At 66.7% G+C, this 20,463-nt stretch carries 20 protein-coding genes and 1 tRNA gene; 15 read left to right on the top strand and 6 right to left on the bottom strand.

Features of this window, described 5'->3' with window-relative positions:
- Positions 1-84 precede the first annotated feature (84 nt).
- The 3 genes from GV044_RS06085 (at position 85) to GV044_RS06075 (ending at position 3,380) form a co-directional block, all read left to right on the top strand.
- A complete protein-coding gene (locus tag GV044_RS06085; protein ID WP_159866835.1) occupies positions 85-1,290 on the top strand; it encodes an acyl-CoA dehydrogenase family protein in 1,206 nt (401 codons plus the stop codon).
- The gene (locus GV044_RS06080; RefSeq protein ID WP_159866832.1) at positions 1,287-2,303 is read left to right on the top strand and encodes an acyl-CoA dehydrogenase family protein; all 1,017 of its coding nucleotides are present in this window, start codon (positions 1,287-1,289) and stop codon (positions 2,301-2,303) included. The genes GV044_RS06085 and GV044_RS06080 overlap by 4 nt, the downstream gene beginning before the upstream one ends.
- A gap of 132 nt (positions 2,304-2,435) precedes the next feature.
- Positions 2,436-3,380 carry a cation diffusion facilitator family transporter gene (locus tag GV044_RS06075; protein WP_159866829.1) on the top strand — a complete coding sequence of 315 codons (945 nt, stop codon included), beginning with the start codon at positions 2,436-2,438 and terminating at the stop codon, positions 3,378-3,380.
- A 6-nt stretch (positions 3,381-3,386) separates the two neighbouring features.
- Here GV044_RS06075 and GV044_RS06070 read toward each other — a convergent pair whose 3' ends face one another.
- A complete protein-coding gene (locus GV044_RS06070) occupies positions 3,387-4,175 on the bottom strand; it encodes an SDR family NAD(P)-dependent oxidoreductase (protein WP_159866826.1) in 789 nt (262 codons plus the stop codon).
- Entirely contained in the window at positions 4,159-4,374 is a 216-nt protein-coding gene (locus tag GV044_RS06065; RefSeq protein ID WP_159866823.1) for a hypothetical protein, read from the bottom strand. Before GV044_RS06065 ends, GV044_RS06070 begins: the two co-directional genes overlap by 17 nt.
- Before the next feature lie 96 nt (positions 4,375-4,470).
- Between GV044_RS06065 and GV044_RS06060 the strand changes: the two genes are divergently transcribed.
- From GV044_RS06060 to GV044_RS06050, 3 genes are all read left to right on the top strand, one after another.
- Positions 4,471-5,274 carry an SDR family NAD(P)-dependent oxidoreductase gene (locus tag GV044_RS06060; RefSeq protein ID WP_159866820.1) on the top strand — a complete coding sequence of 268 codons (804 nt, stop codon included), beginning with the start codon at positions 4,471-4,473 and terminating at the stop codon, positions 5,272-5,274.
- 171 nt (positions 5,275-5,445) lie between these two features.
- Positions 5,446-6,471, top strand: a complete 1,026-nt coding sequence (locus tag GV044_RS06055) for a glycosyltransferase family 2 protein (RefSeq protein ID WP_159866817.1) — start codon at positions 5,446-5,448, stop codon at positions 6,469-6,471.
- Positions 6,472-6,919: 448 nt separating this feature from the next.
- Positions 6,920-7,723, top strand: coding sequence for a TauD/TfdA family dioxygenase (locus tag GV044_RS06050; RefSeq protein WP_159866815.1), 804 nt, complete (start codon positions 6,920-6,922; stop codon positions 7,721-7,723).
- 167 nt (positions 7,724-7,890) lie between these two features.
- Here GV044_RS06050 and GV044_RS06045 read toward each other — a convergent pair whose 3' ends face one another.
- The 4 genes from GV044_RS06045 to GV044_RS06030 form a co-directional block, all read right to left on the bottom strand.
- Positions 7,891-8,940 (bottom strand): ABC transporter substrate-binding protein, encoded by a 1,050-nt coding sequence (locus GV044_RS06045; RefSeq protein ID WP_159866812.1) that lies wholly within the window; start codon positions 8,938-8,940, stop codon positions 7,891-7,893.
- A 104-nt stretch (positions 8,941-9,044) separates the two neighbouring features.
- Entirely contained in the window at positions 9,045-9,572 is a 528-nt protein-coding gene (locus GV044_RS06040) for a nuclear transport factor 2 family protein (RefSeq protein WP_236554741.1), read from the bottom strand.
- A gap of 54 nt (positions 9,573-9,626) precedes the next feature.
- Positions 9,627-10,439, bottom strand: coding sequence for an SDR family NAD(P)-dependent oxidoreductase (locus tag GV044_RS06035; RefSeq protein WP_159866809.1), 813 nt, complete (start codon positions 10,437-10,439; stop codon positions 9,627-9,629).
- Between the two features lie 95 nt (positions 10,440-10,534).
- Entirely contained in the window at positions 10,535-10,942 is a 408-nt protein-coding gene (locus GV044_RS06030) for a hypothetical protein (protein WP_201299021.1), read from the bottom strand.
- 109 nt (positions 10,943-11,051) lie between these two features.
- Here GV044_RS06030 and efp point away from each other — a divergent pair, with 109 nt between their 5' ends.
- From efp to GV044_RS05985, 9 genes are all read left to right on the top strand, one after another.
- Positions 11,052-11,615 carry an elongation factor P gene (efp, locus tag GV044_RS06025; protein WP_159866806.1) on the top strand — a complete coding sequence of 188 codons (564 nt, stop codon included), beginning with the start codon at positions 11,052-11,054 and terminating at the stop codon, positions 11,613-11,615.
- On the top strand, positions 11,615-12,043 hold the full coding sequence (locus GV044_RS06020) for a hypothetical protein (protein ID WP_159866803.1): 429 nt from the start codon (positions 11,615-11,617) through the stop codon (positions 12,041-12,043). Before efp ends, GV044_RS06020 begins: the two co-directional genes overlap by 1 nt.
- 42 nt (positions 12,044-12,085) lie before the next feature.
- Positions 12,086-12,904: an inositol monophosphatase family protein gene (locus GV044_RS06015; protein WP_159866800.1), complete on the top strand. Its 819-nt coding sequence runs from the start codon at positions 12,086-12,088 to the stop codon at positions 12,902-12,904.
- Positions 12,905-12,981: 77 nt separating this feature from the next.
- Positions 12,982-13,305, top strand: a complete 324-nt coding sequence (locus GV044_RS06010) for a hypothetical protein (RefSeq protein WP_159866797.1) — start codon at positions 12,982-12,984, stop codon at positions 13,303-13,305.
- 51 nt (positions 13,306-13,356) lie between these two features.
- Positions 13,357-13,440 (top strand) — tRNA-Leu (locus tag GV044_RS06005).
- A 281-nt stretch (positions 13,441-13,721) separates the two neighbouring features.
- Entirely contained in the window at positions 13,722-15,107 is a 1,386-nt protein-coding gene (locus tag GV044_RS06000) for a TIGR03013 family XrtA/PEP-CTERM system glycosyltransferase (protein WP_159866794.1), read from the top strand.
- A complete protein-coding gene (gene prsK, locus GV044_RS05995) occupies positions 15,107-17,218 on the top strand; it encodes an XrtA/PEP-CTERM system histidine kinase PrsK (protein ID WP_159866791.1) in 2,112 nt (703 codons plus the stop codon). The genes GV044_RS06000 and prsK overlap by 1 nt, the downstream gene beginning before the upstream one ends.
- Positions 17,215-18,591, top strand: a complete 1,377-nt coding sequence (gene prsR, locus GV044_RS05990) for a PEP-CTERM-box response regulator transcription factor (protein WP_159866788.1) — start codon at positions 17,215-17,217, stop codon at positions 18,589-18,591. The genes prsK and prsR overlap by 4 nt, the downstream gene beginning before the upstream one ends.
- A 67-nt stretch (positions 18,592-18,658) precedes the next feature.
- Entirely contained in the window at positions 18,659-20,377 is a 1,719-nt protein-coding gene (locus GV044_RS05985; RefSeq protein ID WP_236554740.1) for a tetratricopeptide repeat protein, read from the top strand.
- The last annotated feature ends 86 nt before the right edge of the window (positions 20,378-20,463 follow it).

Raw genomic sequence — 20,463 nt, 5'->3', positions numbered from 1 at the left:
GCAGGCCTCACTTCACGCCCGTGCGATGCGTCTGCCCGCGTGCAGGTCTGGACGAGTGTTCAGCACCCGTGCAAGAAGCCGCGCATGACGGATATAGCCTCGCCCGACGGCCACCTCGAAGCCTTGCGCGCGCAAGTTCGCGCCTGGATGGAAGCGAACGCTCCGCGCAATTGGCGCGAGGCGAGCAGCACCCAGCAAGACTTCGTGCGCACCCAGCGCGACTGGTTCGCCAAGCTGGTCGAGGGCGGCTACGCCATCCCGCACTGGCCGGCCGAATATCCTGGCGGCGGGCGCACGCTGGCCGAGCAGAAGGTCATCTACGAGGAACTCGCGCGCGTTGATGCGCCGCGCCTGCTGCTCTCGTTTGTATCCACCTACCACGCCTTCGCCACGCTGCACGAATGCGCCTCGCCCGAGCAGAAGGCGAAGTACATGCCGCGCATCCTGCAAGGGGAGACCTGGTGCCAGGGCTTCTCCGAGCCGGGCGCCGGCTCCGACCTTGCCGCGCTCAAGTGCAAGGCGGTGCGTGAGACGCGTGATGGCAAGGAGGTCTATGTCGTCAACGGCCAGAAGGTCTGGTCGACCATGGCCCAGTTCGCCGACATGTGCCTGCTGCTGGTGCGCACCTCCAGTGAAGGCGCCAAGCAGGCGGGTATCACCTACCTGCTGATGGACATGAAGACGCCTGGCGTCACCGTCAGCCCGATCCACCAGATCCAGGGCGACGAGGAATTCGCCGAGATCTTCCTCGACAACGTGGTGATCCCTGTCGAGCAGCGGGTCGGCGAGGAAGGCAATGGTTGGGCTTACGCGCAGGCGACACTGTCGTCGGAGCGTGGCCTGACGCTGATGGAGCTGGCTTACCGCATGCGCGGTGCGCTCTCGCGCGTCGCCGAGCTGATCCGCGACAACGGCCTTGAGAACGACGCTGGCGTGCTGCGCGACTTCGGTACGCTCGTCAGCCAAGTCGACGCGACCTGCGCGATCGCCGACCGTTTCCTCGACAACCGCATCAAGGGCGTGGAGCGCGCCGGCGACGCCTCGATCGTCAAGAACAGCTACAGCCGTGCGTTGCGCGCCTACTCGCTGCTGGGTGTGCGCCTGGGTGGCATGGCCGAGCAGTACGTCAAGCCGATCACCTTCGGCGATCTCAACACCGGCAACTGGATGGCTGACTTCATGAACTCCTACGCCTGGACCATCGCCGGCGGCAGCGAGGAAGTGCAGCGCAACATCATTGCCGAGCGCATGCTCGACATGCCGCGCGAGCCCAAGGGATGGAAGCTGTGATCGAACTTTCCGAACTGCAGGATGCCGCCACCAAGGCCTTCCCGGCCGACAAGCTGGTCCCAGATCGTGATGCCGCCTGGACGCTCGCCGCCGAGATGGGCTGGCTGATGATCCGCCTCCCAGAGGAACTGGGCGGTCTTGGCCTGGGTCGCGAAGCCTCCACCACGATCCACTTCGAGATGGGTCGCGTGCTCTCGGCAGCGCCGCTGATCCCGGCCCAGCTGGGCCTGCATGCGATCCTCGAAGCCGAGGCGCTGCCCGGCCGCGAGGATTGGCTGGAGCGGATCGCGGGCGGCGAATACGTGCCGCTGCACATGCTGTCGACCAAGCTGCAGACCGGGGCTGACGGTGCAGTGTCCGGCACCGTGTCGGGCGTGTTCGAGGGCGACATGGCGGCGGCGGTAATCGCCTACTTGCCGGGCGGCTACACCCTCGTTCCCACCAATGCAGCAGGCGTCAGCCTGGTCGAGCGTCCGATCTGGGACAAGAGCCGGCGCCTGTTCGACCTGGTGCTCGATGGCTTTGCGCCGGATCCCTCGCTGGTGCTGGCAGACCCTGCCGGCTCGCTTGCCATCCACGATGCGATCTCGCCAGAGGCGCATCTTGCCGTCGCGGCCGACTGCCTCGGCGGCGCCAACGCCGCGCTCGACATGAGCGTCGACTACATGAAGATGCGCAAGCAGTTCGACCGCCCGATCGCGATGTTCCAGGCGCTCAAGCACCGGGCGGCCGACTGCAAGATCCGCATCGTGCCCGCCGAGGCTCTGCTGTGGAGCCGGGCTGGCGCCGCGGCCGAGACGGTGACTCCGGCGCAGATGGGCGGGCTGAAGACCTACGCAGCCGAGGCCTACCAGTGGGTCACGGAAGAGGCGATCCAGTTCCACGGCGGCATTGGCCTGACCGAGGAGCACCAGATCCACTTGTTCATGAAGCGCGCCATGCTGAACCTGCAACTGTGCGGCTCACCCGACTTGTGGAACGAACGCGTGGGCCGGGCGGCACTGGCGGCTTAAGCGCCTTCCAAGATCCTCCCCTGCAAGGGGAGGTGGCAGTCCGCAGGACTGACGCCAGCCAAGCATGCGGTTTACCGGCGCGAGTTTGCACGCCAGCACGCAACCCTGACCCCTGCCGCCCGTTGAGCGCGCATGGCCGAAAGCTCAGGCGCATTCGCGCATATCCGCAAGAACATCGTCCTTTACGGCGCGCTCGCTGCGAACCTGGGCATCGCCATCGCCAAGTTCATAGCGGCCGGCATCAGCGGTTCGTCCTCGATGGCGACGGAAGGCGTGCACAGCCTGGTCGACAGCGGCAACCAGGTCCTGCTGCTCTACGGGCAGAAGCGCGCCGCCCGCCCGCCCGATGCCTCGCACCCGTTCGGCTATGGGCGGGAGCTGTACTTCTGGGCCTTCGTCGTCGCGATCCTGATCTTCGCCGTCGGCGCCGGCGTGTCGATCTACGAGGGCATTGTCCACATCCAGGACCCGCACCCGATCGAGGACCCTACGATCAGCTACATCGTCCTCGCAATCGCCTTCGTACTCGAAGGAAGCTCATGGACGATCGCGGTAAAGGAGTTCCGCGCGCATGTTGGCAACAAGACCTGGTGGCAGGCGATCCACCGCTCAAAGGACCCGCCAGGGTTCATCGTCCTGTTCGAGGATTCGGCGGCCTTGATCGGCCTGGCCATCGCCGCGCTCGGCGTGTGGGCCAGCATCCACTTCGCCGATCCGCGCATCGACGGGGCTGCCTCGATCCTCATTGGCGCAGTGCTGGCAGGCGTCGCGGTGTTGCTGGCGCGCGAAGCCAAAGGCCTGATCATCGGCGAGGCAGCCGATCCGGTGCTGATCGAGCGACTGCGCGCCGTCCTCGACGGTCACCCGCAGATCGAGTCGGTCAACCACGTGCGCACAGTCCACACCGGGCCCGAGAGCGTCTTCGTCGCGGTGAGTGCCGACTTCCAGGACAGCCTCTCGATGGGAGAGGCAGAGACGCTGATCGAGCTGCTGGAAGAGCGCATGAAGGCCCTCTCGCCGGCGATCTCGTCGATCTACATCCGACCCGAGAAGCGCGAGGAAGCCTTCATCGGTTGAGCCGCTTCAGTCGACGTCGATCATGCCCTTCTGCCCCGGCCCACCACTGACCGCCAGGGTCTCGCCGGTGATGTAGCTGGCCGCATCGCTGGCTAGGAAGACCACGGCTTGCGCGACTTCCTCGGGTGTACCCGGTCGCTTGAGGGCAAAGGCTGTCTCTGCCGCGCCGAGCGCATCGAAACCGGTCTTGGCCCAGCTTGCCTGAGCAAGGTCTGTAGCAGTCATCCCCGGCGCGACAGCATTCACCCTCACGTTGGAGCCGCCCCACTCCATCGCCGCGACCCGCGTGAACATCTGCAAGCCGGCCTTGGCTGCCGAGTAGGCGCCGCAACCGGCAGTGCCCGAGATGCCGGCCTGAGAGGAGATGTTCACGATCGCGCCACGCCCGCTGGCCTTGAGGTGCGGGACCGCCGCCTGCGAGCAGTAGAAGGCGGCGTTGAGGTTCAGCGACACGTCCTTGTCCCAGATCGAGGGCGATAAGGTGGAATAGCCCCCGTAGCTCGACTTGCCGGCGTTGTTGATCAGGATGTCCAGGCGCCCGAATGCCGCCGCAACGGCATCGACCATGGTCCGCGCTGCTTCAGCGTCGGTTACGTCGGCCGGGAAGGCGCGCACCGTGCGGCCGGTCGCGCCGGCGATCTCCTGAGCAGCCGCTTCGAGCCGGTCGGCTCGGCGCGAGGCGATCGCGATCTCCGCCCCGCGGCGAGCCAGCAAGGTCGCGATCGCCTTGCCGATGCCCGTACCGCCGCCGGTGACCAGGGCCACCCGACCGCTGAGATCAAATCCATCCAGCATCGTGATCTCCTATGGTGCTGTCCTGCGCGACGCCCTCGGCGCGATAGCTCAGGTGCGCCACGATCCGGCGGGAAACGTAGGCGCGATATCCGGGCAAGTCGCGCTGTCGGCTGTTGGCAAAGCCTCTCACTGCCCCTTGAGTATCCCGCAGCGTTGCGGCCAGCGGCGTGGGGGATGGCGGATCGGAAGCACGATTCATCCGACGTCCTCTCGTTCGGCTGCTGGCACGCAGGACCGGTTCTGCTTAGATGGTGTTCACTGTCTAAACAGCATAGCAAGCTTGGGAGAGCAAGACATGAGCGACAAGGACCTTCTCGATCTCGGCGGACAGGTGGCGATCGTGACCGGAGCTGGGCAGAACGCCGGGCGCGCGACTGCGCTGGAGCTCGCGCGGCACAATGCCGGGGGTGTGGCGGTGAACGACTTCGTGGCCGAGCGTGCAGAGGCAGTTGCTGCCGAAATCGAGGCGATTGGTGTGCCTGCTATCGCCGTCCCTTTCGACGTTGGCGACCTCGACGCGATCAAGGCGGCGGATGCGGCGATCACGGCGAAGCTCGGCCCGGCGACGATCCTGGTCAACAACGCCGGCATGGCGGGCCCGGGCGGATCGCTGCGCCCCACGCGCAATTTCTGGGAGGAGGATCCCTCCGCTTGGGAGCGCTACCTGCGCACCAACCTCTATGGTGTCTACAACTGCTGCTACGCCTTCATTCCGAACATGGTCGAGGCGCGTCGCGGGCGGATCGTCACCATCGTCTCGGATTCGGGCCGCACGGGCGAGCCGAAGCTGGCCGTCTACGCCTCGGCAAAGGCGGGCGCGCAAGGCTTCGTGCGCTCGATCGCCAAGGAACTCGGGCGCTACAACGTGACCTGCAATGCAGTGTCGCTGTCGTCGCTGATCCCCGACATGCCTGAAGAGAAGCTGGCCGAGGTGATGGCAAGCGATCACGCCAAGGCGCAGCTCTCGCGCTACACGATCCGCCGTTACGGCAAGTCGGCCGACGTTGCCGCGCTGGTGACGTTCCTGTGCTCGCAAGCGTCGGAGTGGATCACCGGCCAGACTTATCCGCTCAACGGCGGCTACGCGCCGTCGATGTAAGCTGCGGCTCGAACGCCACCGTTTCCGAAGCATCTTCGCGCCGTGCCCCGACTGACTCCGGTATGCCGCATGCCACATGGCTCGGCGGAGGTGCGGAAGTTTGCGGAGGACTCTGACGCTTGCGGTTGAATGGTCGTGCTTACCGGGCCGGTGTGTGGAGCGTCGCGCGTGATGGCGGCGCCCACGGTCACCGTAGTCATCCCGGCCTACAATGCGGCTCACTGCATCGCGCGCGCGATCCACTCGGTGCAGGCGCAGACGTTGCAGGACTTCGAGATCATCGTGGTCGATGATGCATCGCTCGACGAAACCTGTGCCGTCGTGCGCCGCCTCGCCGCTGCCGACCATCGTATCCAGCTGGTGCAGCAGCAGCGTAACGGCGGGCCGTCAGCCGCGCGCAACGCCGGACTGGCACGAGCCACAGGCACTTGGACAGCGCTGCTTGATGCCGACGATGCGTACCGGCCAGAGCGCCTGGAGAGGCTATGCGCACTTGGCACGCAGCACGATCTGGACGCGATCGGCGACGACATCGTGTTGTTCGACGACGTGGCCGGGATGGAAGTGGGGGAGGGCGGCTATGCAAGGAAGCCGGGACTTCAGCGGGTCTCGCTGGAAGACTATCTGCGCACCACGACCTATCGCGTCGGCGTCGCGGAGGCGCTCTGGCGCGAGGACCGGCCTATCTCGCTCGTCAAGCTCGTGATGCGCACAGCCTCCCTGCGTAGCACCGGGCTCAGCTATTCGGCGCGGTACCGATATTGCGAGGACTTCCTGTTCGCCTACGACCTGCTGCGACACGGTGCTCGGCTCGCGCTGCTGAACCGTGCGATGTACCTCTATACCGAGCCCCTGGGCTCGATCTCGCGGCGCAGTTCGCCTCATTCGCGCACGGTGGCGGATCGGCAGTCCGTGATGGATGCGGTGGACGAGATCCTGGCGCGGGACACCTCGCTCGCTCCCGCGGAGCGCCGGCTCCTGCTGCAGCGTCGCCGCTCGACCGAGATGGCGATGCAGTACTCCGCCTTCCGCCACGACACGGCGACGTGCGGCAAGGCCGAACTGCTTGCTCGCGTGGTTCGCAAGCCAGAGCTGTGGTGCCGGTTCGTGCGGGAGCTTCGGCATGGCTTTGCCTCACGCCTGCGGCACAAGAGGTTGTACAAGGTGGCTGACGCCAGCGTTCCGGTCGGGGCTTGATCTGCTCTCAAGGCGACCGACCGAGGACGAGAGCCGGGTCCCGCGATCTGCGGAGTGCGCGGCGAAGGCTTCGCGCGGCGGTCGAGCGGGATGCAAAGCTAGCAGTGACACGCAGCGTACGCACCCTTCACGACCTTGGGAGTGCAGCTGCGATCAGCCTACCTCACATCTCCCCTCCCCGGCGGGAAGGGGGAGCGATGCGGCCGGGAAGCGCGTCCACGCTGGCGTGGGTACACCCACCTCCCAACCTCCTCCCTTCAGGGAGGAGGAGCAAGCAAGCGGTGCAGCGGGGAAGACCGTGGCTAGAGCACCGTCACCTTCTTAGCTCGTTCAGATGCACCGGCTCCCGCCCTCAAATCTGTCGGCTATCGTCTCGCCGATGCTTGCCCCACTCGATTGCCGTGTGTTCGGCGCCAGCGTAGCCTGCCTCCAAAATCGGGAGAGAGCCATGGCCGTCACCCTGCCACACAGGCTGCTGCAGCCGTTCGGCGTCGAGATCGAGCGTGACCTCGCGTCGCCGCTCGGCCCATCCGAGGCGTGGCACTTGGCCGAGTTGTTCCGGACGCACGGATTGATCCTGGCGCGTGGTCAGACCCTGTCCATGGCGCGCCAGCGCGAACTCTGCGGGCTGTTAGGTCCCATTCTCGAGCGCGAGGGCGAGGCGGGGACGATGTCGAACCAGGGCGGCGGACCCAGTGCTGCGGAGCTCGCCTGGCATGCCGATGCGGCCTATACCGATCACCCGTTCGACGCCTTGTCGCTGCACGCGATCGATGTGGTCGACGGTGCGTCCTCGACCCGCTTCGTCAGCGCGCAGCAGGGCTGGGCGGCGCTCCCGCCAGACCTTCAGGAGATCCTTGAAGAGGGCGAGCAGGAGATGGTCTCGCCCCATTACTCCCGACTTTCGGGCCGCGCCTGCGATCGCGAGCATGCCGATGCGCTCCGCCGCGCCACGCGGCCGACCATGCTGACGAACCCGCACAATGGTCGACCATGCCTTTGGGTGAGCGAGTTGCAGACTGCCCGCCTCAACGGGTTCGATACGGACAGCGGCCGCGCCATTCTGCACCGGGTGTTCCATGCGTTCTACGCGCCGGAGCGCCAGCTCGAACACCGCTGGCGCACCGGCGACCTGATCATCTGGGACAACATCGCGCTCCAGCACATGCGCGGCAACCTGGAGCATGTGGGCAAACGAGTCCTGCAGCGCGTGATCGTCGGTACACGGGGCGTGGCGCCGCATGTGTCCTGATGTCAGTCGTTCATTCTCGAATTTAGCTGCGTCAGGGGTGTGCCGCCCATTGCTCTTCCGCGGCATTGTGAGCCTATCTACCAACAGGATAGTGTGCTGTTCTGGCTCAAGGAACAAGCGACCGCCGAGAAAACAGCCGACCACCGCACGATCTGGCTCCCGATAACCTACGGGCCGACCTCGATACTGCGCCCATCAACCCACTGGCGCACGACGAGATAACGGCCGTGCAGGGCGCCGCGGTCTTGGATGCCGAAGCCGAGTAGAGTGCCTTCCTCGCCCTCGGCGGCGGGCAGCCATTTCACTTGTTCTAGCCCGACGCGCAAGCCTTCGCGGCTGATGTCCCGGGCGCGGGCGATGCCTTCGGCGACTAGGCGGCCGAGATCGTGCCCCTTGGCAGCGGCCAGCGCCTCACTGGCCGACAGGCCCATTTCCTGCCTCAGCGCCTGCAAGGTCCGGTTTTCGTCCGAGTGCATGTCGACATAGATCCAGCCGTCGCACACTTGGGCGAAGTCGCCATGATAGCCGCGCAAGCCCGCCGTGTTCATGATCCGCGGCCCGGTCCAGCCCGAACGGGTCAGCGCCTGTGCCACCGGCGGGGCCGAGACACCCAGGCCCAGGTAGACGAAGCCGTCTGGCCCGCCGCCAAGCGCAGCCGTGACCTGCTGCTCCGCCTCGTGTGCGAGCGGCGAAATGTCGGCGCGCGCCACGACCTGTAGCCCCAGGATCGCGGCTTCGTCATCCAGGTGCTTGAGGTGCCGCGTGCCGATCGGTGAGTTGTCGTAGACGACGGCAATCCGCTGCGCGCCGGAACGGGCGAGGTGCCGCGCGATCACCAGCGACTCGTCCTCGTGGCTGCCGACCTGCAGCTGGAACATGTAGCGGCTCCGCGCGCGCTCGGCTCCGGCCCAGTTGATGGTCGGCACCCGCGCACGCTCGGCCAGCGGCGCTGCGATCAGCGCGTTATCGCCGATCGCGGGGCCGACGATCAGCACCACATCCTGATCGACCAACTCCTGGTACGCCTTCTCGATGGCCTCGGCGGTGCCGGAGGGCAGTCCCAGGCCATAGGCGTGCACGAACTCGACCGGAGCGGTGATGCGGCCCCGCGCGCCCAGCCGTTCGACCTCGCGCTCAAGCCAGTCCGTCATGTCGCCCGGCCCCGGGCCGAGATCCGCCATGTCGTTGAGCACGCCCACACGCACGGTGTCCGGCATTGGGATCTCCCCGGCGGGCCATCGCATCATCGCTGCCGCCGCGCAGGAGAATGATCGACCGCTGCGAAAGCTGCACGGCCGACCAGGCTCCATGCTGATTTCGGTTAAGTTGCGCGTGCCCCGCGGGCGAAGAGCCGCTGATCGAGTTCGGCATAGCTGGGATCGGCCGCCCCTTGCCCCAACAGGCCTCCGCCGTCGAATGGCCTCCGGATCTTAAGGTCGTAAGTGACCACACGCTTGGAGAAGCGCCACCGTCCGTCCTCGCAGCGGCGGTAGTTGTCGATGTAGCGCACTGCCATGAAGTCTTCCTGCCGCCCGCCGTCGCTGCCGGGGATCACGTGGTAGGCGAGCGCGTAGACCTCGCCATTGGCGGTATCGCCCTCGACGCTGACCAGATGGTTGCACACGTGGTGCCCGCTGTACGGCATGTAGGGCAGCGATTTTTCGATAAAGTCGCAATAGGCGCTGGCCGGCCCGTCGAAGCTGTCGCCATGCGTGTCGGTCGCGTCCGCGGTGTAGAGGTCGCGCAGTAGTGCGACGTCCTGCCGGTCGATCGCGCGCGAATAAAGCAGCACCAACTCGCGGATCGCTTCCTTGTCGATCAGCGTCTGCAGCGCGCCAGTGTCCATCATTGTCTCTCCCGTATCGGCGCCACGTTGCGGGCTGCCGGTGCTTGAAGGCATGTCCTACAGCAGTGCGCCGCCATCGATGGGGTAGACCTGCCCGGTGATGAAGCTTGCCCGCGGGGACGCGAGGAAGGCGACGAGCCCGGAGAGCTCTTCTGGCGCGGCGAACGGCTTGCCTACGAAGGTGCGGCGCAGGCGTAGGGCGCGATCCGCCTCGCTCACGCTCTCTCCGCCTCCGCTGAACACGCCGGACTCCGGATGGAAGCGGCTGCCTGTGCTGAAGGCCGCAGGATCGGTGGAGATCGTCGCGTAAGGGGCGATCGCGTTCACGCGGATGCCGTGCTGGCCCACTTCCTTGGCCAGCACCACGGTAAAGCTGTGCACCGCGCCTTTCGCCGCCGAGTAGACCGGCAGCATGTAATCGCCCACCAAAGCAGCGGTCGAGCCGACGTTGACCACCGCGCCGCTCTTGCGCTCGACCATGCCGGGCAGCACCGCATGGGTCATGCGCAGCACGGTGCCGAAGTTGAGGTCGATGTCGGCCATCCACTTGGCGGGATCGGAGTCGACGAACAGACCCTGGTCGACGTTGCCGCCCACGTTGTTGACCAGCACCTCGATGGGGCCAAGCGCTTGTGCCTGGGACAGGATTTGCTGCGGCGCGGTTGGATCGAGCAGGTCTGCCGCAACGAACACCGCCTCGGGCGCGCCGGCCTGACGGCAGTCTTCGACCAAGCGGGCGCCGGCTTCCGCGTCCCGACCGATTGCGACGATCTTCGCCCCCTCGCGGGCGAGTTCGAGCGTGATGGCACGGCCGATGTTCGCCGTCGCTCCGGTGATCACCGCTACTTTCCCGCTCAAGTGCAACTGCATGCCTGGCGCTCCTCTCGATGCGGGAGCTTAGAGCCAGTTACCCGAGCGGCAATCCGCGGGGGCGATGATCGTACCCCGGAACGCAGGCGATGCGCTTAACTGTTGCCCGGAGTTCCCAGCACGCAGCGCATCTCACCGTCCTGCCCATCCGCCTCGATACGGCGGAGAAAGCCGTCGGAGATGCGGTGGAGCTTCAGCCCCTTCAGCTTGCCGCCCGTCATCTGCACGACGTCGCCGGTAAGCAGGTAGCTGCCGCGCCGGCCGGCCGAGCGATAACTGGAGCCGTGGATGATCGTGAAGTCGAACTCGCTGGCCTGAACGCGGATCGGTCCGCTGGCATCGCCGGGCAGCTCGCATGCGTACTTACCCTGTTCGAGCGTGCCGATCAGCCCACCCGGCACCGGCGGCGGCGCCTTGGCGGCATAAGCTGACGGAGCGCCAGCCAGCAGGAAGGCCGGCGCCAGATAAGCGGAGAGACGGGAGACGGAGAGGGCGCGTGGCATGGCCCTCTCGCTAGCACCCGCGCGGGGGAATTGCCACAGCCGCGCGCAGGCGCTAAGGGCCCCGTTCTTCACCGAACAGCATCGCTCTTTCCACCGTAAGGCTCATCCCATGAAGATCAGCGGCGTCGACATTCGCCCCGGCAACATCCTCGAATACGAGAAGGGTATCTGGAAGGTCGCCAAGACCCAGCACACCCAGCCCGGCAAGGGCGGCGCGTTCATGCAGGTCGAGATGAAGAACCTGATCGATGGCCGCAAGACCAACGTCCGCTTTCGCAGCGCCGACACGGTGGAGAAGGTGCGTCTCGATACCAAGGACTTCCAGTTCCTCTATGCCGAAGGCGAGGACCTGGTGTTTATGGACACCGAGAACTACGACCAGATCAATCTGCCCGCCGACCTCCTCGGCGACGCCGCCGCGTTCCTGCAGGACGGCATGCAGGTTCTGCTCGAACTGTGGGAGGAACGTCCCATCTCCGTGCAGTTGCCCGAGCAGGTCGAGGCCACCATCGTTGAGGCCGACGCGGTGGTCAAAGGGCAGACCGCTTCGTCGAGCTACAAGCCGGCCGTTCTCGACAACGGCGTGCGCGTGATGGTGCCCCCTCACATTGAGAGCGGCACGCGGATCGTCGTCGATGTCTACGAGAAGGCCTACGTTCGAAAGGCTGATTGATGCGTATCGTTTCCCTGATTGCTGCCGGCGCCGCGCTGGCGGCCACTCCGGCTCTGGCCGCAAAGCCCGTGAAGACGGCCGCCAAGCCTGCGGTCGCGGCGCCCGCCGGGGCTGCCAAGGCGCCTGCCGAAGTGCAGGACGCGATGCTGTACCTCAAGGTGCTGATCAGCGCGCTGCAGTCGGACAAAGTGGAGCAGCCGGTCAAGGGCGCCCTGGTGGGTTGCCTGTACAACAACTCGCTCGGCAAGATCACCGAGTCGATGGACAAGCTGATCGCCGAGAACCCGGGCAAGGTCAGCCGCGAGGAACCCAACCAGGTGCTCAGCGCCCTGGCGGCGGTCTGCGGCTATCGCCCGGCCGGCGCGCCTGGTGCCACTGCGCCAGCAGGTCCCGCGGCAACTCCCAGCAAAGCCCCAGCGGGCAGGTAAGGCGCGCGGCTGAGATGCCGCCGCCGCAATACAAGGAAGAACATGGCCCTCTCCGGTCTCATCCGCGTCATGGAAAAGGCGGCCCGCAAGGCCGGCCAGCGCCTGCGCCGCGACTTCGGCGAAGTCGAGCATCTGCAGGCTTCGCGGAAAGGTCCTGCCGATTTCGTGTCCAAAGCGGACCTCGCGGCCGAGCGCACGATCTGGGACGAGTTGCGCGCGGCGCGTCCCGATTGGGGCTTCGTGATGGAAGAAGGCGGCGTGATCGAGGGCGAGCCTGACAAGCCGCGCTTCATCGTCGATCCGCTCGACGGCACCAGCAACTTCCTGCACGGCATCCCGCACTTTGCGATCTCGATCGCGGCGCAGGAGCCCAAGCTCGACGGCTCGGGCTGGGGAGAGGTCACCGCCGGGGTCGTCTACCAGCCGATCACCGACGAGACCTTCTGGGCCGAGAAGACCCGCGGCGCGTGGCTGCACGACCGGCGCCTGCGCGTCTCGGGGCGGCGGCACCTCGATGAAGCGCTGATCGCGACGGGCATCCCGTTCGCGGGCCACGGCGACACCCAGCAGTGGATGAAGATCTACGCCGCGATCGGGCCCCAAGTGGCGGGCATCCGCCGCTTCGGCTCGGCCGCGCTCGATCTCGCCTGGGTCGCGGCGGGACGCTACGAGGGGTTCTGGGAGCAGGGGCTGAAGCCGTGGGACAGCGCTGCGGGCTGCCTGCTGGTGCGCGAGGCGGGCGGCTTCGTCTCCGACTTCCGCGGCCGCTCGGCGCCGATCTGCGACGTGGAAGTGCTCGCCGGAAATGACGCGCTCCATTCGCGCTTGCACAAATTGCTGGCCGCCGCCATCAAGGAATGAGCGGGCGGCGCATCAGGTGCGTATCGTCCGGATCGGACTGAAACCTCTCGCAGGTTTGGTCGTTCGGGATGGGCATGATGGCACGCACCTTCCTGATTCTCGGCTCCTTGTGCGGCGCGGCATTACCTGGCGTCGCACCCCTTGCGATCGCGCGACCCGCGCCTGAGTTCGCGGCTGCGGCCGACTTCGATCTGGCGCAGACGTTGCGCAATCATGGTCGCGAGCGGCGCTTTCGCCTGGGCCAGTCCGACCGCACCCCGCGCTTCAGGGACGAGAAGGTCAAGCCTGAGTGGACCTATAGCCCGATCGACGGTGGACCCTCCGTCGAACTCGGCGCGCTGGGCGGAGGCCGCAAGGGCTCGCCCAAGCTCGCCCATGTTCGTGTGGACTGGAACTTCTAAGCACGCTTGAACCCGCGCGCGCACCTCGCTAAGCGGTGGCTCACGCACAGTGCCCCTGTGGTGGAATGGTAGACGCGATCGACTCAAAATCGATTGTCGAAAGACGTGCCCGTTCGAGTCGGGCCAGGGGCACCACGCGATCGAGGTCGAAGGGCCACCTCGTCACGAACTTGATCCGGGACCGGTTTCCCCAGTGACGATCCTCTCCGCGAGACGCTTCACGAAAGCCTGCTTGCATTGCCGCAACCGGTCCCGGATCAAGTCCGGAACAACGCTTGGCTGTAAGCTCCTGCTGACACTTTTGCGCAAATTCGCCTTTTTCGCTTCAAGCACCTGTCAGCGTAACCGACATTTTACGCCTTTCACCTAGGTAAGCGTCCTGTCCTATCCCGGACCGGGAAGATCGACGTTCACCGATGATCCGCTTGTTCAAACACTACATCCCGCATGCCGTGGTCCTGCTCTGGCTGGTCGACCTGGCGATGCTCGTGGCTGCGAACGAGATGTCGTGGCGCCTGCGCGCCGGGCAGATCGGGATCGAGATCGGCTCGATGACGGATCGAGCCTGGGCGCACTTCGGCTTTGCGGCGATGGTGGTCACGGCCATGATCGCGGTGGGCGTCTACGGCGCGGACGCGCTGCGTTCGATGCGATTTGCCGCCGCGCGGCTGCTGGTGGCGATCTCTCTGGGCGTCATCGCGTTGTCGTTCCTGGACTTCCTGATCGGTGGGCAGACCTTCTGGCGCTCGACGCTGGCCTACTCGATGGCGATCGCGTTCTGCCTGCTGATCGCCGATCGCCTGATCCTGGGCGGCTTTCTGGGCACTTCCGCCTTCCGCCGGCGCGTGCTGGTGCTGGGCGCCGGCAACCGCGCGCAGCGCCTGCGCGAGCTCGGCGATCGTCCGGAAAGTGGCTTTGCCATTGTGGGCTATGTGGGCATGAGCGAGGCGGCACCCGTGATCGAAGAGGCGATCCCGCGCGTCGCGATCCACAACCTGACCCGCTATGTCGAGAACCTGGGCGTTAGCGAAGTGGTGCTCGCCCTGGAAGAGCGCCGCAACGCGCTGCCGCTTAAGGACTTGCTGCGGATCAAGACCGCAGGCGTTCACGTCAATGAGTTCTCCAGCTTCCTGGAGCGTGAGACCGGCCGCGTCGACCTAGGCACCGTGAACCCCAGCTGGCTGATCTTCTCCGACGGTTTCTCGTCCGGCCGGATGATCTCGAGCGCGGCGAAGCGCGTGTTCGACATCGGCGCGAGCGCGCTGCTGCTGGTGATCACCGCACCGGTGATCCTGATCTTCGCAATCCTGGTGAAGCTCGACAGCAAGGGTCCCGCTTTCTACCGCCAGAAGCGTGTCGGGCTGTTCGGTCAGAGCTTCGATGTCATCAAGCTGCGCTCCATGCGCACCGATGCGGAAGCGGCGGGCGCACAGTGGGCCAGCAAGGATGACCCGCGCGTCACTCGCATCGGCAATTTCATCCGCAAGGTCCGTATCGACGAGCTGCCGCAGACCTGGACGGTGCTGAAGGGCGAGATGAGCTTCGTCGGCCCGCGCCCTGAACGGCCCGAGTTCGTCGCCGACCTGGAAGAGCATCTGCCGTATTATGCTGAGCGGCACATGGTGAAGCCGGGCATCACCGGCTGGGCGCAGATCAACTATCCCTACGGCGCCTCGATCGACGATTCGCGCAACAAACTCGAGTACGATCTCTATTACGCCAAGAACTACACCCCCTTCCTCGACCTGCTGATCCTGCTGCAGACGCTGCGGGTGGTGCTGTGGAGCGAAGGCGCGCGCTGATGCCGCAGCTCAGTCCGGGTGCTCCGGCCGATTTCTGGAGCGTGATCGCGCTCCTGCTCCACGTCACCGCGGCGATCGCGGCGGCGACGCTGGCAATCTGGCTGCGGCCGCGTAGTGCGCGCCTGGGCACCGCGGGCACCGCGACGGTCGCTGCGCTGCTGGCAACCGCGCTGTGGTCGTTGGCAGAGGCGCTGGAACTGCGCGACACCATGATTACCACCGTGCTGCAAGTGGCTCGCGATCTGGGCTGGCTGACCGTCATCTACCGCCTGTTCGCCGACGATGGACGCCACGACAGTGTCGCCCCGATCAGACCCGTCCTGCTGGCGCTGGTGTTCGTGGAGCTGATGGTGCTCGGCATCGATCTGGTCATCGGGCAGTTCTCCGCCGAGATCGAGCTCGTCACCGTCGCGCGGAGCCTTGGCGTCATGCTCCACCTGCTGGTCACGGTCGGCGCACTGGTGCTGGTGCACAATCTTTATGGCGGCGCGGCTCGCGAAGCCCGCCTGTCGCTGCGGTGGTCGGCGGCCGCGCTCGCGGTGCTGTGGGTGTTCGAGCTGAACCTCTACACCGTCGCGTACCTGGCCCAGGGCTGGCCGCGCGAGATGGCTGCGCTGCGTGGGGCAGCGACCATCGGGCTCGTCAGCTTGCTGGCGATCGGCGCCACCCATGGCCGTGAGGCGCTGCGGCTTCGCCCCTCGCGCGCGGTGACCTTCCAGACGTTCTCGCTGCTGCTGATCGGCGTTTACCTGGTGGCGATGGTGCTGATCGCGCAGTGGCTGTCCTACGTCGGCGGCGACTTCGCGCGGCTGATCGAGCTGTGCTTCCTCACGGTGGCGAGCGCCGTCGCGCTTCTGGCGCTGCCATCGCGGCGCATGCGCAGCTGGCTCAAGGTCGTGATTACGAAGCACTTGTTCCAGCACCGTTACGACTACCGGCAGGAGTGGTTGCGCTTCACCCGCACGATTGGCACGACCGGTTCCGAAGCTGCGCCACTGGGTGAGCGCGTGATCAAGGCTTTGGCGGACGTGACCGGCAGCCCCGCCGGTCTGCTGCTGGTCAGCGACGACAATGCCGAGCCTTCGCTGGCAGCGCGTTGGAACTGGATGGAGGTGGAGAGCCCTGCGGCGCTCTCTCCCGACTTCGCGACTTTTCTGGAGCGCGAGAATTTCATCGCCGAACTGGACGACATGCGCCAGGCGCGGGGCGCCAGGGCCGAACGTCCCCGCCCACCGGCCTGGCTGCTCGACGATCCACGCGCCTGGGCGCTGGTGCCGCTGATCCACTATGATCGTCTCGTTGCCGTCGTGGTGCTCGCCCGGCCGTTGTTCCAGCGCAAGCTCGACTGGGAGGACTTCGACTTGCTGAGGGTCATCGGCCAGCAGCTCGCCAGCTACCTTGCCGAGAATGCCAGCCAGGAGGCGCTGGCCGAGGCTGGCCGCTTCGACGACTTCAACCGCCGCATCGCCTTTGTCATGCACGACATCAAGAACCTGGCCAGCCAGTTCAGCCTGCTTGCCCGCAATGCCGAGCTGCATGCCGAGAAGAAGGCCTTCCGCGACGATATGCTGGTGACGCTGCGCAGCTCGTCCGAGAAGCTGAACGCGCTCATCGCCCGCCTCTCGCGCTATGGCACCGGCGTCGACCGGATCGAGGAGATCGCTGTCGACGAAGTCGCGCAGGCGGTGGTCGCGCGGTTCGCCGGAAACCCGCAGGTGCGCTTGGCCGAGTGCCAGCGCTTGCGCGCATCGGCCAGTCGCCATTCGCTGGAGCAAGTCCTCACGCACTTGGTCCAGAACGCGCTCGATGCCAGTCCTCCGGGAAGCCCGGTGTTCCTCTCGCTGGTGGCGCAGGACGGGCAGGCACGCATCGAGGTGGTCGATTCGGGCGTGGGCATGTCGCCCGAGTTCGTTCGTAATCGCCTGTTCAAGCCGTTCGTCTCCACGAAGAGCGGCGGCTTCGGCATTGGTGCCTTCGAGGCGCGCGAGCTGGTGCGGGCGATGCGCGGGCGGCTCGACGTCGACTCGCGCGAGGGCATCGGCTCGCGCTTCATCGTGCGCCTGCCGCTCAAGACCAGCGGCGCCGACATGGTCCGGACGGAGGTAGCATGAGCAACGACAAGACCCCATCGCTGCCCAAGCTGCTCATCGTCGAGGATGATGCCGGGCTGCAGGCGCAGCTGAAGTGGTCCTACGAGGATTTCGAAGTGCTGATCGCGGGCGACCGCGCCTCCGCACTGGCGCTGCTGCGCTCCGAGGCGCCGGACGTGGTCACGCTCGACCTGGGTCTTCCGCCCGATCCCGACGGCGTGACCGAAGGCTTCGCCGTGCTCGACGAGATCATGGCGCTCAAGCCTGATACCAAGGTCATCGTCGCGTCGGGTCACGGCGCGCGGGAGAGCGCGCTGCAGGCGATCGCGCGCGGGGCCTACGACTTCTACCAGAAGCCGGTCGACATCGACGCGCTCGGCCTGATCGTCCGCCGTGCGCTGCAGCTGCACCGGCTGGAGGACGAGAACCGTCGATTGGCGGCCAGGGTCGAGAAGGGCGAGAAGGTGCTCGGCCGCATGATTACCGCTGCGCCGGAGATGCTGAAGGTGGCGCGCACGATCGAGCGCGTCGCCAACACCAAGGTATCGGTCATGCTGCTGGGCGCCAGCGGCACCGGCAAGGAACTGCTGGCGCGCGGGCTGCACGAGGCGAGCGACCGTGCCGGTGGCGCCTTCGTCGCCATCAACTGCGCGGCGATCCCTGAGAACCTGCTCGAAAGCGAGCTGTTTGGGCACGAGAAGGGCGCCTTCACGGGCGCGATCAAGACCACCGAGGGCAAGATCGAGCAGGCGGCGGGCGGCACGCTGTTCCTCGACGAAGTGGGTGACATCCCCCTCCAGCTCCAGGTCAAGCTGCTGCGCTTCCTGCAGGAGCGGGTGATCGAACGGGTCGGCTCGCGCACTTCGATCCCGGTCGACACGCGCGTGGTCTGCGCCACTCACCAGGACCTGGAAGCGATGATCACGCAAGGCCGCTTCCGCGAGGACTTGTACTATCGCCTGGCTGAGATCGTCGTGCGTATCCCCAGCCTGGCCGAGCGGCCGGGCGATGCCACGCTGCTGGCCAAGACCTTCCTGACTCGTTTCGCTAAGGAGATGAACCCCAGCGTGCGCGGGTTTGCCGCCGACGCGCTTGCGGCCATTGACGGTTGGGGCTGGCCGGGCAACGTGCGCGAACTGGAGAACCGCGTGAAGCGCGCGGTGATCATGGCCGACGAGAAGCTGGTCCACGCCGCCGACCTCGACCTGGCACGGCCCGACGAACAGGCGCTCAACGCATTGAACCTCAAGACCGCGCGCGAAGCGGCCGACCGCAAGGTGATCCGCCATGCGCTGGCGCGCAGCGAAGGCAACATTTCCAGCACCGCCAAGATGCTCGGGATCAGCCGTCCGACCCTTTATGATCTGCTCAAGCAGTACGACCTGCACGGCTAGGCCGCGCGCGCGCCTCCGCTGGAGTCGCTGGCTGGCCGCCCTGCTGGCGCCGGTCGCGCTCTCGCTGATGCCGCTGGCGAGCCATGCCGAGGGGGAGCCGCGCGCGGCGCTGATCGCCTCGGCGCGAGAGGCCCTGGTGCGCAACGATGGCATCGACGCCGAGATGAAGCTGCGGCGCGCGCTGGCGCGGGGTGCCTCGCGCGAACAGGTCGCAGCGTACCTGGGCAGCGCCTACTTGCGCCAGGGCGACCGGGCGAGGGCGCGCAAGTGGCTGGCTCCGGCCGCCTTCACACGGGACAGCGCCGCCGAGGGTTTTCGCGTGCTGGCCCAACTGGAGCTGAGCGAGGGCCACCTCGCAGCCGCCGACCACGCCTATGATCGCGCGCTGCAAGTCACGCCCAGGGATGCCGGTCTGTGGGTCGAGATCGGGCGGATGCGCTACCGAGGCGGCGAGCACATCGCTGCGATCGAGGCGGCCGATCACGCCATCGCGCTCGATCCGCGCAACGTCCGCGCCTTGGAGTTCCGCGGCCAATTGGTGCGCGACCGCTATGGCCTGCTCGCGGCAATCCCCTGGTTCGAGGCGGCATTGGCACAGGCGCCGGAAGACCTGTCGGTGCTGGGCGAGTACGCGGCAACGCTGGGCGAACTGGGCCGGGGCAGCGACATGCTCGCAGTCACCCGGCGCATGCTGAAGATCAGCGGCGGCAACCCTCGTGCCTACTACCTGCAAGCCGTCCTTGCCGCACGTGCCGGTCGCTATGAGCTGGCACGCGGGCTGCTGGCACGCACCCGGGGCAAGCTCGATAACCAGCCTTCGACGCTGATGCTGGAAGCGGTGCTGGAGCTTGCCGCCGGCAACGAGCAGACGGCCTCCGAACTGTGCGAGCAAGTTCTAGAGCGCCAGCCGCAAAACCAGCGTGCCGGACCTCTGCTGGCGCGCGCATTGTTCGAGGGCGGGCAATACCGCTACCTGACGATCCGCTTCCGTGACGAGATCGCGCGTGCCGACGCCTCGCCATACATTCTGACCTTGGCCGCGCGCAGTTTCGAGATCCTGGGCGATCGTGTGCAGGCCGGCGCCTTGCTCGACCGTGCCGCCATGCCCGAACGTGCGGGCGTACGTATCGTCGGGCAGGGGAATGCGATCGGATCGCTGATGGCGCAGGGCCGTTCGCAGGAGGCGGTTGCTGTAGCGAGCCGCGCGGTGGAGGCCGAACCGGGTTCTTACGACAACCAGTCGCTGGCGGGAGACGTGCAGCTCGCCCTGGGCAATGCCGGTGCCGCACAGCAACGCTACGCGGCGGCGGCGCGGGTGCGCTTGCCCGAAAGCCTGCTGCTACGCCGTTTCGAGGCCTACGGCGCGGTGAACGACTTGCGCGGCGCTGCGGAGATGGTTGCAGGCTACCTGCTCCAGAACCCGGGCAGCCGTACCGCGCTGCGGCTGCAGGCAGGATTGGCAGCGCGGGCCGGCGATGCGGCACGGGCAGCGGCGATCCTCGACTACTTGCGCCGCACGGGATCCGAACAGGACGTGCAGCTGCTGACCGACCTCGCGCTGGTCCGGCTCGGCACCGGCGCGCCCGATGCCGCAGCCGATGCGGCGGGCCAGGCATATCGCCTGCAGCGCGCCAGCCCGACGGCCGCCCAAGCGCTGGCGCTCAGCTATGCAACGCTCTCCATCCACCGCGGTGCGGCGGTGGCGCTGCTCGACAAGGCCCGGCGCATGCTGGGCGACAATCCGCTTCTGGCCGAGGCCCGCGTGCGGCTGAACCGCGAGGGGTAAGGCGTCGCGCCGGGCTTGACCCGGGACCGCTTCCGCCATCACCCGAGTTCCCTGGCGAGTAATGGCGTGAGGCTCGTCTCTGCCGA

It is taken from the genome of Novosphingobium sp. 9U, assembly GCF_902506425.1.
In the GTDB taxonomy this organism is placed as follows: Bacteria; Pseudomonadota; Alphaproteobacteria; order Sphingomonadales; family Sphingomonadaceae; genus Novosphingobium.
The sequence above is the reverse complement of the archived record's forward strand: the minus strand, read 5'-3'. Positions and strand labels throughout refer to the sequence as shown.